The organism is Microbacterium jepli (genome assembly GCF_047237905.1).
Lineage (GTDB): Bacteria > Actinomycetota > Actinomycetes > Actinomycetales > Microbacteriaceae > Microbacterium.
This window is the reverse complement of the sequence record NZ_JBDFLW010000005.1, coordinates 296,231-309,501: the sequence shown is the minus strand read 5'-3', so window position 1 is coordinate 309,501 and position 13,271 is coordinate 296,231. Positions and strand designations below refer to the sequence as shown.

Here is a 13,271-nt window from a genome sequence, read left to right as displayed (position 1 = left end):
TCCTGCGGGGAGGAGCACCATGCGCAAGAGCGGTCGCCCGACGATGGTCGACGTCGCCGCCGATGCGGGGGTGAGCCTGAAGACCGTCTCGCGCGTCGTCAACGGGCAGCCGCACGTGGATCCCGCACTGGCCGCGCGCGTGACCGCGTCGGCCGAGAAGCTCGGCTTCCACCGCAACGCGCTGGCGGCGTCGCTCCGCTCCGGCAGCCGCGACACCCTCGGCTTCGTCTCGGCGGACCTCACCAACACCTTCTACATGACGATCGCGGCCGCGGCCTCGGCGGTCGCGGTCGGCCGCGGCATGCAGCTGATCATCGCCTCGAGTGAGGAGGATGCCGCGACCGAGCGCACGCTCGCGCTCGACCTCTGCCAGCGCCGCGTGGGCGGGCTCATCGTCGTGCCGACCGCGGCCGACCACACCTACCTGCAGGCGGAGGTGCAGCGCGGCACGCCTGTCGTGTTCCTCGACCGTCCGGCCCGCGGCATCCGGGCCGACGAGCTCCTCCTCGACAACCGCGGCGGCGCCCGTGCCGCCCTGACCGAACTGCTCGCCGCCGGCCACAGCCGCATCGCGGTGCTGCTGGACAAGCCCGACATCTTCACGATGGTCGAGCGCCGCGCGGGCGTGGAGGAGGCGTTCGCCGCCGCGGGCCGCGCCCTCGACGAGCGCCTCGTCGTGGCCGAGATGCACACCCCGCAGGCGGCGCGCGAGGCGATGACCCGGCTCCTGGCCTCGGCGGAGCCCCCCACCGCCGTGTTCTGCGCCAACAACCGCTCGACGATCGGCGCCCTGGAGGCGATCGTGGCCGCCGACGCCGACATCGCCCTGTCGGGCTTCGACGACTTCGAGCTGTCGCGCCTCGTTCCGCGGCGCATCCGCATCGTGGACTACGACGCGGGCGAGCTGGGCCGCAGGGCCGCGGAGCTGCTGCTGCAGCGCATGGTCGATCCCGACGGCGTCGAGCCGACCACCGTGCTGCTGCCCACGCGGCTGGTGGATCGCGGCCGCGAGGTCACGCCCCGCGGGTGACGCGAGGCCATGCCCGCGTGTCGCGGGTCAGGCCTCGCGGGTGATCGTGACCTTGACGTTCAGATTGCTCTTGAACGGCCCGGCGTACACGCCCCGCAGCGGCGGCACGTCGCCGTAGTCGCGACCGCGGCCGACCAGCACGTGACGGTCGCCGATCTCGATGTTGTTCGTGGGGTCGAAGCCCTGCCACTCCCCCGCGAACCACTCCACCCACGCGTGCGACTCGCCGGTCACGGCGACGCCGACCTCGGCCGACGGCCGGGGGTGCAGGTAGCCCGACACGTACCGCGCGGGGATGCCCACCTCGCGGAGGGCGCCGATCGCGATGTGCGCGATGTCCTGGCAGACGCCCTTGCGCGCCTCCCAGGCCTCGCTCGCGGTGGAGTGAACGCCCGTGATGCCGTGCATGTACTCCACGGCGTCGCCGACCGCCTCCGCGATCGCGTGCGCCGCGCGCCCGGGCTGCTCGTGCTGCGCCGCGATCGAGCGGGCGAGCTCCACCACCTCCGGGTGGGGGCGCGTGCGACCGGTCTGGCTCGTCTGCTCCACCGTCTCGAGCGACCGCTCCGCCTCGCGGGCGAGTCCGTCCCACGTGATGTCGAGGTGCTCGAGCGGACGCGGGCGCACCTCGACCAGGCTTTTGGCCGTGATCTGCAGGGCGGCGTGCGGCGACAGCACGTCGAAGGCGGCCACGCGCGTGCCGAAGTAGTCGACGTACTGGTTCACCGACGTCGACGGCTCGATGTCGAGCGAGGAGTTCAGCACGAACTGGCTGTCGGTGGACACCGGGAGCATGCGCGCCTCGTTGTACGAGGCCGTGACGTCGCCCTTGTAGCTGAAGCCGGTGGAGTGCTCGATCCGAAGGCGCTTCATGAGATCTCCCCGATCCAGCTGGGCTCGGCCTGCGTCGGGAAGAAGCGGCCGCGGATGGCCTCGGACGCCTCGCGCGTGACGGTCTGCACCCGCTGCATGTGCAGCGGCAGCTCGCCGAGGATCTCCCCGATCGGGCGGTACTCCAGGTCGTTGCGGATCTGACCGAGCGCCCGCAGCACCGTGTTGGAGTGGCCCACGCGGTCGGCGCGGGGGTCGATGGCGCTCATGCAGTCCTCCGCGCGCGAGATCGAGTAGATGATCGAGCGCGGGAACAGCCGGTCGAGCAGCAGGAACTCGGCCGCGTTGCGGGCGCTGGGCATGCCGCGGTAGGTGCGCAGGTACGGCTCGTACGCGCCGCACGACCGGAGGATCGTCGTCCACGACGGCCCCGAGGCCTCGGTCAGCGACCGCGTCGCCAGCAGGCGGGCGGTCATGTCGGTGCGCTCGATGCTGCGTCCGAGGGTGAAGAACTGCCACGCCTCGTCGCGGCTCGTGGAGGAGTCCACGATGCCGACGGCGAGCGCGGCGCGCTCACGCACCCACTGGAAGAACTCGTGCACCTTGTCGGTCTGCAGGCGCCGCGGCATCCGGGCGCTCGTCGTGTTGAGCGTCTCCCAGAGCTCGGTCGACACGATCTCACGCGCGCGGCGGGCGTTCTCGCGCGCGGCCGTGACGGCGTAGGCGATGCTCGACGGGTTCATGCGGTCCACGGCCAGGCGGGCGAGCACGTCCTCCCGGCGCACGGCGGCGGAGGGGTCGGACGGGAACGAGCCCATGACACTCAGCAGCGATCGGCACGCGGTGTCCTCGTCGATCCAGGGGTCCTCGAGCAGGAGCTGCAGGTGCACGTCGAGGATGCGGGCGGTGCCGTCGCTGCGCTCGATGTAGCGGCCGATCCAGAAGAGGCTCTCGGCGATGCGGCTCAGCATGACGTCCCCTCCTCGCACACCTGCTGCTGCTGTTCCGACTGGGCGGTGTGCGGCATCGAGCGCGCGTGCTCCTGCTGCTGCTGCTCGTGCTGCTCGCGATCGCCGCGGGCGGGATCGCGCGGCGAGTGCGCCGGCGGCGGCTGGCCGTCGTAGATGATCGGGATCGCCTCGGTGACGGTGGCCGCCTGGTCGGCGACGAGCCCGGCGAGCCCCGAGCCCTGGCCGTACTCGACGTGACCGGGGGCCGCGCCGCCGACGATCCAGGTGTCCTTCGACCCGCCGCCCTGGCTGGAGTTGACGACGAGCTCGCCCTCCGGCAGCGCCACGCGCGTGAGGCCGCCGGGGAGCACCCAGATGTCCTCGCCGTCGTTCACGGCGAACGGCCGAAGGTCGGCGTGGCGCGGACGCATGCCGTCCGCGACGAGCGTGGGGATGGTCGACAGCATCACGACCGGCTGCGCGATCCATCCGCGCGGATCGCGCTTGAGGGTGGCGCGGAGCTTGTCGAGCTCGGCGGGCGAGGCATCCGGCCCCACCACGAGGCCCTTGCCGCCCGAGCCGTCCACCGGCTTCACGACGAGCTCGGGCAGACGGTCGAGCACCTCCTCGAGCGAGCCCGGGTCCTCGAGCCGCCACGTGTCGACGTTCTTGAGGATGGGCTCCTCCGACAGGTAGTAGCGGATGAGGTCGGGCACGTAGGTGTAGAGCAGCTTGTCGTCGGCCACGCCGTTTCCCACGGCGTTGGCGATCGTGACGTTGCCCAGCCGGGCGGCGAGCATGAGCCCCGGAGCGCCCAGCATCGAGTCGGCACGGAACTGCAGCGGGTCGAGGAACTCGTCGTCGACGCGGCGGTAGATCACGTCCACCCGGCGGGGGCCGGTCGTGGTGCGCATGAACACCTTGCCGCCGGCGCACAGCAGGTCGCGGCCCTCGACGAGCTCGACGCCCATGAGGCGCGCGAGCAGCGTGTGCTCGAAGTAGGCGGAGTTGTAGACGCCGGGCGTGAGCACCACGACGTTCGGCTCCTCCACCCCGGGCGGGGCGGACGCGCGCAACGCCGCGAGGAGCTTGTTGGGGTAGTCGCCGACGGGCCGCACGCGCATCGAGACGAACAGCTCGGGCAGCGTCTGGGCCATCACGCGACGATTCGAGATGACGTAGCTGACGCCGCTGGGCACGCGGACGTTGTCTTCGAGCACCCGCATCTCGCCGTTCTCGTCGCGGATGAGGTCGATGCCCGACACCTGGATGCGCACGCCGTTGGCGGAGTGGATGCCGGCGGCCTGCCGGTAGAAGTACTGCGACGAGGCGATGAGCTTGGCGGGCAGCACGCCGTCGCGCACGCAGTGCTGGCGGCCGTAGGCGTCGTCGAGGAACGCCTCGAGCGCGCGCACCCGCTGCTTCACGCCCGACTCGACGCGCGCCCACTCGTCGTACGTGATGACGCGCGGGACCGCATCGAGCGGGAAGGGCCGCTCCTCGCCGGCGAAGTCGAACGTCACGCCCTGCGCCAGATAGGAGCTCGCGAGCGACTCGGTGCGCCCCCGCAGCTCCTCCTGCGTCATCTGCGCGAGAGCCTGATAGAGCTCGTGATACGCCTCACGGGACCGGGCGGGGGCTCCGGGATGCTCCGGGACTGCGAACATCTCGTCGAACGCGGGGACGCCGGAGGCGGTCTTGCGAGGGGACAGCGTGGAGCCGTAGCCGTCGAAGAGATCGCCCATGGACGAGAGCCTATCTCCGGCCGTGTTGCCGAGGTGTTTCGCGTGCGGGCCGTCCGCAGGCCACGTGCAGGGTGGCGGACGTAGGCTTCGCGTGTGGTGAAGTCCAGACCTGCCGGAGCGCGCGCAGCGGGGCCGATCGCGGGCATCGCGGCCGTCGTGCTGGGCGCCGGCGCGGGCGAGCTGTCCGCCGCCATCCTCGCCCCCGGCTCGAGCCCCTTCGCCGCGATCGGCGGCGCCCTCATCGACGCGGCGCCGTCATGGGCGAAGGATGCCGCGATCAGCCTCTTCGGAACGGGCGACAAGCCCGCGCTGCTGGTGGGCATCGCTCTGGTGCTGCTCGTCGTGGCCGCCGCCGCCGGCGCACTGGACGCCCGTCGTCCCCCGTGGGGCCGCGTCGTGTTCGCCGCGCTCGGCATCGCCGGCGCCGTCGCGGCGCTCTCGCGCGCCGACGCCGGACTGCTCTCGTGGCTCCCGTCGGTGCTCGCCGGCGGCCTGGGCGCGGCCGCCCTGCTCGTGCTGCCGCGGCGACGGGGCGACGCGGCGGAGGAGGTGTCCGGAGACGCCGCGGAGCCGGACGCCGCGGGCCTCGACCGCCGCCGCTTCCTCGTGTGGAGCGGCGGGGCGGCCGTCCTCGGCCTGCTGGCGGTGGCCGGTGGATCGGCGCTGCGGGCGGGATCGCGCTCGGTCGAGGCTGTGCGCGGGATGCTGCGGCTCCCGTCGGCGGCGAAGGCCGCGGCATCCGTCCCCGCCGGTGCGGAGCTCGACATCACCGGTCTGGCGAAGGTCGTGACCCCCAACGACGCGTTCTACCGGATCGACACCGCGCTCATCGTGCCGCAGGTCGACCCGGCCGACTGGAGCCTGCGCATCCACGGGATGGTGGAGAAGGAGGTCACCCTGCGGTGGGACGAGCTGCTCGCCCTGCCGCTCGAGGAGAGCTTCACGACCCTGTCGTGCGTGTCGAACACCGTCGGCGGCGACCTCATCGGAAACGCCCTCTGGCTCGGCTATCCGATCCGCGAGCTCCTCGCCCGCGCCGTGCCGAGCGCCGACGCCGACATGGTGCTCTCGCACTCGATCGACGGCTTCACCGCGAGCACCCCGCTCGATGTGCTGCAGGATCCCGACCACGCGTCGATCCTCGCCGTCGGCATGAACGGCGAGCCGCTGCCCGTTGAGCACGGGTTCCCCGTGCGCATGGTCGTGCCGGGTCTCTACGGCTACGTCTCGGCGACGAAGTGGGTGACCGAGCTGGAGGTCACCCGGTTCGACAGGGCGAAGGCGTATTGGAGCACGCGCGGGTGGTCGGAGCGCGGCCCGATCAAGCTGCAGTCGCGCATCGACGTCCCGCGGCGCAACCAGGGCCTCAGCCCCGGCGACACCGTCATCGCGGGCGTCGCCTGGCAGCCGCACGTCGGCGTGTCGAAGGTCGAGGTGCAGATCGACGGCGGCGCGTGGCGCGAGGCCACTCTCGCCACCGCGATCTCCGACGACACCTGGGTGCAGTGGAGCATCCCGTGGACGGCCGTGGCCGGCGACCACGCGATCCGCTGCCGCGCGACGAACGTGGACGGCGAGACGCAGACCGAGACGGATGCCTGGCCCGCCCCCGACGGCGCGACCGGCTGGCAGCAGCTGAACATCACCGTCGCCTGAGCCGGGACGGCGGGCGCCGGCGGGCGCTCCGCACGAGCGAGCGTGCGGAACAGTTCTGCACGCCGAATTGTCTGCACGCATTGCGTTCAAGTGCACGCACTGCGTACGCTGGGCGAGTTCGTCTTCGAAGGGACCGGTCGCCGATGCCCGCACTCCGCAGCAACTTCTCCCCCACCTCCGCCCTGGGCATCGCCCGTCGCGCGCAGTGGCGCGCGCTCGGAATCCCCGCCGAGGACCTCGTCAAACCCAAAGTCGCCATCGTCAACACGTCTTCGGACCTGGCCGCCTGCTACGCGCACCTCGACGACATCGTGGCTGTCCTGAAAACCGAACTGCGCAGCCACGGCCTGCTTCCGCTGGAGATCCGCACGGTCGCACCGTCGGACTTCGTCACGAGCGCCGGCCGGGCGGGCCGCTACATCCTCCCCAGCCGCGACCTCATCGTCGACGACATCGAAGCGGCGGTCGAGGGCGCCCAGCTGGATGCCATGATCTGCCTCAGCTCGTGCGACAAGACGACGCCCGCACACCTGATGGCGGCGGGCCGGCTCAACGTGCCCACCGTCGTGGTGCCCTGCGGCTACCAGAACTCGGGTCTGGCGGAGGGCCGCGAGGCGGATGTCGAAGAGGTGTTCCTCCTCGCCGCGCAGGCGGCGGTGACGGGTGCGCCGACGGATGAGCTGGCCGACCTCGCGGACGACGCCATCCTCGGTCCGGGCGTCTGTTCCGGGATGGCCACGGCCAACTCCATGCACCTGGTCGCGGAGGCACTCGGCATGGCCGTGTCGGGCGCCGCCCCGGTGCGCGCCAACAGCGACCGCATGTGGGACGGCGTGCGCCGAGCCGCCGCTGCGATCGCCGACCTCATCGACCGCGACGTCCGGCCCCGCGACATCATCACAGCGGGCTCCATCACCAACGCCGTGCGCACCATGCTCGCCGTCGGCGGCTCCATGAACACCATCAAGCACCTGCAGGCGATCGCCGTCGAGTCCGGCGTCGAGGTCGACGTCTGGGAGCTGTTCCGCACGCTCGGCCGCCGGACACCGCTGCTCGCGGCGGTGCGCCCGAACGGACCGTGGCTGATCGAGCGGTTCGAGGATGCCGGCGGCGGCGCCACCGTGCTGCGCGAACTCCTCCCGCTGCTCGACGGCGATCAGATCACGGTGACGGGGGAGACAGTCGCGCAATCAGCGGACCGGGCCAGACCCGCCGACGGAGAGGTCATCCGCTCGATCACCGACCCGTTCGGGACCGACCCTGCGATCTCGGTTCTGCGCGGCACGCTCGCCCCCGGCGGCGCTGTCGCGAAGCGCCCCGTGCCGGATCCGGGACCGCACCGCTTCACCGGACCGGCGCGCGTGTTCGGCACGCGCGAGGAGGCCATCGCCGCCATCGGCAGCGGACGCCTCCGCCGCGGCGACGTCGCCGTCATCCGCGGTATCGGCGTGTCCGGCGCCCCGGGCATGGGGCTCACCTCGGCCTTCATCTTCGCCCTGCACGCCCGCGGGCTGGCGCACGAGGTCGCGCTCGTCACCGACGGACAGTTCAGCGGACTCGTCAACCAGGGCATCTCCGTCGGGGAGGTGTCGCCGGAGGCGGCCGCCGACGGCCCGCTCGGTCGGGTGCAGGACGACGACGTCATCGACATCGATCTCGCCGCGGGGCGTGTCGACCTCCTGGTGGACGCACAGACCCTCGCCGCCCGCGAGCCCTACCGTCCTCCCGCCGACCGTGACACCGGCGGCGGAATGCTCGACCACTACGAGCAGCTGGTCCAGCCACTGAGCTGCGGAGCGGTGCTCTGTTCGCGGGCGACGACGGCGCTATGCGGTGCCGCGGCATCCACTCCCCTGTCCACCTCCCACGGGTCGTTCCCCGCGCCCGCGACCTCCCCCGCGAAGGAGCACGTATGAGCATCGCCACCATCCGGATACCGGCCACCGACATCCCCGTCATGGGCGAGTACGACGTCGTCGTGGTCGGCGGCGGCCCGGCCGGCCTGTTCGCGGCGACGGCGGCCGCGCGAGCCGGACGCAGCACGCTGCTCGTGGAGCGCTACGGCTTCCTCGGCGGTGCCGGCACCATGGGCGGTCTCTCGACCTTCTGCGGTCTGCACGCGCGCGTCGACGGTGAAGACGTCCGCGTCATCAAGGGCCTGGCCGATGAGCTGCTGGACCGTCTGGAACGCCTCGACGGTCTCAGCAGACCGCATCTCAGCGTGGCCGACCGAATCATGGCGCAGGCCTTCGACATCTCGGCGTACAAGATCGCCGCGGACGAGCTGGTCGTCGACGCGGGCGTGCACCTCCTCTTCCATGCGACGGCCGTGTCCGCCGTCATGGACGGCGACCGCATCGACGCGGTCGTGCTCGAGTCGAAGTCGGGACGCACGGCGGTGCGCGGGCGCATCTTCATCGACGGTTCCGGCGATGCCGATCTCGCCGTCTGGGCCGGCGCGCCGGTGGAACGCTCCGAGCACCTCCTCTATCCCTCCCTCATGTTCCGCATCAACGGCGTGGACGCCGAGGCCGCGGGACCCGCATGGAAGACCATCCGCGAGATCATGGAGCGCGCCGAGGCCGACGGCACCCATCACTTCCCGCGTAAGAAGCCCATCGTGCGCCCCCAGCGCAACCCGCTCGAATGGCGGTCGAATCTCACCCAGCTCAGCAACCCCGACGGCTCAGCTGTCGACGGCACCGACGTGCGGCAGCTCACGCACGGCGAGCTGCAGGGTCGCCAGCAGGTGAAGGACACCTTCGCCTTCATCCGCGATCGCACCCCCGGGTTCGAGGACTCCTATGTCGTTGACATCGCCCCGCAGATCGGCATCCGCGAGACGCGGCGCATCCTGGGCGCCTACAGTCTCACCGAGGACGACATTCTCGGCTGCGCGGACTTCGACGACACCATCGGCGTCAACGGATGGCCGGTGGAAGCGCACGTGGCCGGGGACGTCGAGTTCCGATTCGCCGACCCGGGCAGCCGGGGCTACAACCAGATGCCCTACCGGATGCTGGTGCCTCACGGCGTCGCGAATCTGCTGGTCGCCGGACGCTGCGCCTCGATGACACAACGCGGTCAGTCCTCCGGGCGCGTGACCGGGCCGTGCTTCGTCATGGGCCAGGCGGCGGGCACGGCTGCGGATCTCGCACTCGGCAGCGGAACGGACGTCGCCGGCATCGACATCGCCGCTCTGCAGCGACGCCTCACGGAGGCCGGCGCCTACCTCGGGACCGAGCCGCCGTCGCCCGAGATGTCCGTGGCTGCGGAGAACGCCGCCCTCCGGTAGATCTGCGGGTTCGCCGATCGGTAGTCGGCGGCGATCCTCGCCGCGGCCTCCGACAGCACGGGGACGACGCGTGCTTCGAGCACATCGGCATCGGCGCGCACCGTGGTGGAGGAGACCGTGAGCGCGCCCACCGCCGACGCATCGACGCTGATCGGGACGGCGGCGGCGACCATCCCGGGGTGCAGCTCTTCGAGCGAGAGGTCGTAGCCGCGTGCGCGGACCTCGTCGAGATGAAGGCGAAGCGCATCGGCCTCGACGATGGTGCGCGCGGTGTAGCGCTCGCGCGCGGATGAGGCCAGATATTCCTCCAGCGCGGCCGAGGGCAGAGCTGCCAGCAGCACACGGCCCACGGCCGTCGCATGGGCCGGCAGCCGCGTGCCCACCCGCACCGCGTCGGGGAGAGGACGCCGCTCCTCGACGCGCGCGACGTGGATGACCTCGCCGTCGTCGAGGACTCCGAGGCTGCACGTCTCTCCGGTCGCGGCGACGACGTCCCCCATCACCGGGTACGCGATCTCCGGGAGGGAGGACGCGGTGAAGTAGCCGGCACCCAGCTCGAGGATCCGGGGCGTGAGGGTCCACAGCCCACCGTCCGACCGCACATACCCGAGGTGTTCGAATGTCAGGAGGATGCGGCGCACGACCGGCCGCGGCAGATGCACGCGTGCAGCGAGGGCGCTCACGCCGAGCGGGGCGTCATGCCCATCGAAGGCCCGCAGCACCTCGACTGCCCGCTCGACGCTCTGGATGCGGTCGCGCGATCGTTCTCCGTCCACCGTTCCGCCTGTCCGCCTCTCGGCACACGAGACGCGCACCGCGCTCCCATCCTAGGGAGGGCGGTGCGCCTGCTCGTCGCGTCAGATCACGTCTCGGCGCGCAGTCCGTAGACCGACTCGTGCCAGGGGATGAAGAACCGCTTCGCCTCATTGACGATCAGATAGAGAACCAGCCCGATCAGCGAGAGCAGCAGTATCAGCGCGAAGGTTCGCGACGCGTCCAGGGAGTTCATCGCGCGCACGACCATCGCACCCAGTCCCTCGCTGCCTCCCAGGTACTCCCCCACGATGGCGCCGATGGTGGCCAGGACGATGGCGACCTCCATGCCGGCGAAGAGGTAGGGCTGCAGGCTGCGCAGTTCGAGCTGAGTGAAGGTCTGGAACCGGGATGCATTCAGACTGCTCATGACCTCGCGCTGGCCGCGCTCCACTGAGCGGACGCCCAGCAGGACGTTCAGCATCACCGGGAAGAACGCCAGCAGTGCGGCGAGCACGATCTTCGACGTCATCCCGAAGCCGAACCAGATCACGAAGAGCGGGATGAAGGCGACCTTCGGCGCCACCTGCGAGATGACGATCAGCGGTCGGATGCTCAGTTCGAGCCACGGCAGCTTGCCCAGCAGCACACCGACCAGGACACCCAGCACGACCGCGATCGCGAAGCCGGCGAGGATCTCCGTGACCGTGATCCCGACCTCCGACCAGGTGGCCGGATCGGCCAGCAGGACGACGAACGCTTCGCCGACCGCGGCAGGCGGAGGGAAGACGAACGGGTTGACCTTCGCGATCGTCACGTAGAGGTGCCAGGCCAACACGATCAGGATCACCAGCGCGGGCGTGACGATCCACGGCAGGATCTTCATGAATCGCCCCTGCGGCGTGCGCCGGGTGACGGCGACCGGTGCCGTGGGTGCGTCGTCGATCGGCCCGCGGGTGCGGGGCTGCTCGGGTGCCTGGGTGGAGGTGGACATCTCAGTGCTCCTCGTCGAGGTCGTGCCGCAGCGCGCGGACGATGTCGTTGAACTCGGGCGTCGTCTGGAGGTCGACGCTGCGTGGCTTGGCCGAATGGACCGGGAGGATCTGCCTGATGCGCCCCGGCCGCGGGGTCATGTGCACGACGCGGTCAGCGAGGAAGACGGCCTCGGGGATGTCGTGCGTGACGAACACCACGGTCGACGTCGTCTCCATGACGATCCGCTGGAGCTCGAGGTTCATGCGCTCGCGCGTCAGCGCATCCAGCGCGCCGAACGGCTCGTCCATGAGCAGCAGGTCGGGCTTCGTGCTCAGCGCGCGGGCGATGGCCGCACGCTGACGCATGCCTCCGGACAGCTCGCGCGGGTAGGACTTCTCGAAGCCGGCGAGCCCCACCAACGTTGCCAGCTCGCGGGCTCGGTCCCGCCGCTCCGTCTTGCCCACGCCGCGCATCTTCAGCGGCAGGGCGATGTTGTCGAGCACCGAGAACCAGGGGAACAGGTTGCTCTCCTGGAAGACGAAGCCGAGCTTCGTGATGGCGGAGGGATCCACGCGCGATCCGTTCCACAGCTCTTTGCCGTCCACTTGGATGGATCCGGCACTGGGCGCGAGGAGGCCTCCGATCATGCGCAGGAGAGTCGTCTTCCCGCAACCCGACCGGCCGATCACGGCGACGAACTCGCCGCGTCGGATATCGAGGTCCACCCCGGAGACGGCGTGCGTGACACCCGCCTTGGTATGGAAGTCGCGGCCCACCCCCTGGATGCGCAGCCGCGGGCGCTCCACCTGTGCAGCCTCGCTCGTTCGTGCTTCGAGTGTGTCGTCGATCATCGTCGGCCTCCTCGTGCTCCGGGCGTCCGCGGTCATCCGCCGGGGACGTACTCGTTCGTGATCCACTGCAGGGGGTCCTGACCGCCCTTGAGCAGTCCCGCTGCGGCGTAGGTGTCGTACGTGGACTTCCACGCGTCTAGGTCGTTCTCGAGGAGTCGCACGTCGCCGCCCTGCTCCACCCAGGTCTCGGTGGTGTAGATCTCGAGTGCGGCACGGGAGACGTCGTCGTCGGCCAGCGCCGGGAACGACCAGTCACCGCTGTCGCGGAGGGTCTTGAGCACGTTGTCGAAGCCGTTGGGCGCGTCGTCGATGACCGCCTGCACGGCCTCGTCCATCGCGGCGAGGAATGCCTTCAGCTCCTCCACGCGCTCCGGGTTCTCGAGGTTGTCCGCGGTGGTGATCCAGGTCTGGATGTCGGGGGCATCGGTGAGTCCGGCCGGGTCGACGACCGCGTCCTCGGCCTGCTGCTCGATGGCCAGCGATGTGTCGAGGCTCACGATGTAGCCATCGAGCGACCCCTGCCGTACGACCTCGAGGGTCGCAGCGGTCACCGGGACGGCCTGACGCGTGACGGAGTCAGCCGGGATGTCGTCGGCGTTGAGCGCCAGATCGAGCATCTTCTCGCTCGTGCCGCCGACCGACCCCATCCCGATGGTCTTGCCCTCCATGTCCGCAGTCGAGGTGATGGGCTCGGATTCCACCGACACCATGCGGAGGTTGGACTTGTAGGCCATCGTGCCGATCGAGCGTATCTCCTGCCCCTGCTCCATCGCCGGGAACACATCCACCGTGCTCGCACGCGTGATGGGGGTCGCTCCGCCGAGCAGGGCCTGGATGGCCGCGGATGTGCCCTGCACCGGCTGCAGCTGCACATCCAGACCGTGCTTCTCGAAGTAACCGCCGGAGTAGGCATACATCTCCGGGGTGAAGCTGAAGGACTCCAAAGGCAGGAAAGTGACGACGAGCATCTTCTTCAGCTCGCCGCCGTCCTGCCCCTGCGAACCGGACGAGGCCGGAGAGGAGCAGCCGGCGAGCGCGAGGGCTCCGGCGACGCCGAAGACGGCGGCCGTCCGGGCGACGCGCGAGAGGAGGCCCGGTCGAGGCTGGGGGGAGGAACGCACTGCACGGATCATCTCTGACTCCTCTGTCCGAATGAAACGCCCACGCCGTTGCGGGCGAACATGT

At 70.8% G+C, this 13,271-nt stretch carries 11 protein-coding genes; 4 read left to right on the top strand and 7 right to left on the bottom strand.

Translation table 11 applies throughout. The features are described 5' to 3' along the window. Nucleotides 1–19: 19 nt before the first annotated feature. The gene (locus tag ABC304_RS05735) at nucleotides 20–1,030 is read left to right on the top strand and encodes a LacI family DNA-binding transcriptional regulator (protein WP_412929482.1); all 1,011 of its coding nucleotides are present in this window, start codon (nucleotides 20–22) and stop codon (nucleotides 1,028–1,030) included. 27 nt (nucleotides 1,031–1,057) lie between these two features. On the opposite strand, the gene ABC304_RS05730 is transcribed toward ABC304_RS05735, so the two are convergent. From ABC304_RS05730 to ABC304_RS05720, 3 genes are read right to left on the bottom strand one after another with little or no spacing between them, the layout of a single operon-like run. Next, nucleotides 1,058–1,903 (bottom strand): transglutaminase family protein, encoded by an 846-nt coding sequence (locus ABC304_RS05730; protein ID WP_412929481.1) that lies wholly within the window; start codon nucleotides 1,901–1,903, stop codon nucleotides 1,058–1,060. Further along, nucleotides 1,900–2,832: an alpha-E domain-containing protein gene (locus tag ABC304_RS05725; RefSeq protein WP_412929479.1), complete on the bottom strand. Its 933-nt coding sequence runs from the start codon at nucleotides 2,830–2,832 to the stop codon at nucleotides 1,900–1,902. The genes ABC304_RS05730 and ABC304_RS05725 overlap by 4 nt, the downstream gene beginning before the upstream one ends. Next, complete coding sequence (locus tag ABC304_RS05720) at nucleotides 2,826–4,556, bottom strand: circularly permuted type 2 ATP-grasp protein (RefSeq protein ID WP_412929477.1); 1,731 nt, start codon at nucleotides 4,554–4,556, stop codon at nucleotides 2,826–2,828. Before ABC304_RS05720 ends, ABC304_RS05725 begins: the two co-directional genes overlap by 7 nt. Before the next feature lie 96 nt (nucleotides 4,557–4,652). Here ABC304_RS05720 and ABC304_RS05715 point away from each other — a divergent pair, with 96 nt between their 5' ends. The 3 genes from ABC304_RS05715 (at nucleotide 4,653) to ABC304_RS05705 (ending at nucleotide 9,507) form a co-directional block, all read left to right on the top strand. Continuing rightward, entirely contained in the window at nucleotides 4,653–6,212 is a 1,560-nt protein-coding gene (locus ABC304_RS05715) for a molybdopterin-dependent oxidoreductase (protein ID WP_412932842.1), read from the top strand. 143 nt (nucleotides 6,213–6,355) lie between these two features. Further along, nucleotides 6,356–8,128 (top strand): dihydroxy-acid dehydratase domain-containing protein, encoded by a 1,773-nt coding sequence (locus ABC304_RS05710; RefSeq protein WP_412929476.1) that lies wholly within the window; start codon nucleotides 6,356–6,358, stop codon nucleotides 8,126–8,128. Next, entirely contained in the window at nucleotides 8,125–9,507 is a 1,383-nt protein-coding gene (locus ABC304_RS05705; protein WP_412929475.1) for an FAD-dependent oxidoreductase, read from the top strand. Before ABC304_RS05710 ends, ABC304_RS05705 begins: the two co-directional genes overlap by 4 nt. Here the strand turns inward: ABC304_RS05705 and ABC304_RS05700 are convergent. From ABC304_RS05700 to ABC304_RS05685, 4 genes are all read right to left on the bottom strand, one after another. Further along, a complete protein-coding gene (locus ABC304_RS05700) occupies nucleotides 9,441–10,283 on the bottom strand; it encodes an IclR family transcriptional regulator domain-containing protein (RefSeq protein ID WP_412929473.1) in 843 nt (280 codons plus the stop codon). The two genes, ABC304_RS05705 and ABC304_RS05700, sit on opposite strands and share 67 nt — an antisense overlap. A gap of 86 nt (nucleotides 10,284–10,369) precedes the next feature. Then, nucleotides 10,370–11,254 carry an ABC transporter permease gene (locus ABC304_RS05695; RefSeq protein WP_412929471.1) on the bottom strand — a complete coding sequence of 295 codons (885 nt, stop codon included), beginning with the start codon at nucleotides 11,252–11,254 and terminating at the stop codon, nucleotides 10,370–10,372. Nucleotide 11,255: 1 nt separating this feature from the next. Next, entirely contained in the window at nucleotides 11,256–12,086 is an 831-nt protein-coding gene (locus tag ABC304_RS05690; protein WP_412929470.1) for an ABC transporter ATP-binding protein, read from the bottom strand. Between the two features lie 32 nt (nucleotides 12,087–12,118). Then, nucleotides 12,119–13,219, bottom strand: coding sequence for an ABC transporter substrate-binding protein (locus tag ABC304_RS05685; protein WP_412929469.1), 1,101 nt, complete (start codon nucleotides 13,217–13,219; stop codon nucleotides 12,119–12,121). Nucleotides 13,220–13,271: the final 52 nt, after the last annotated feature.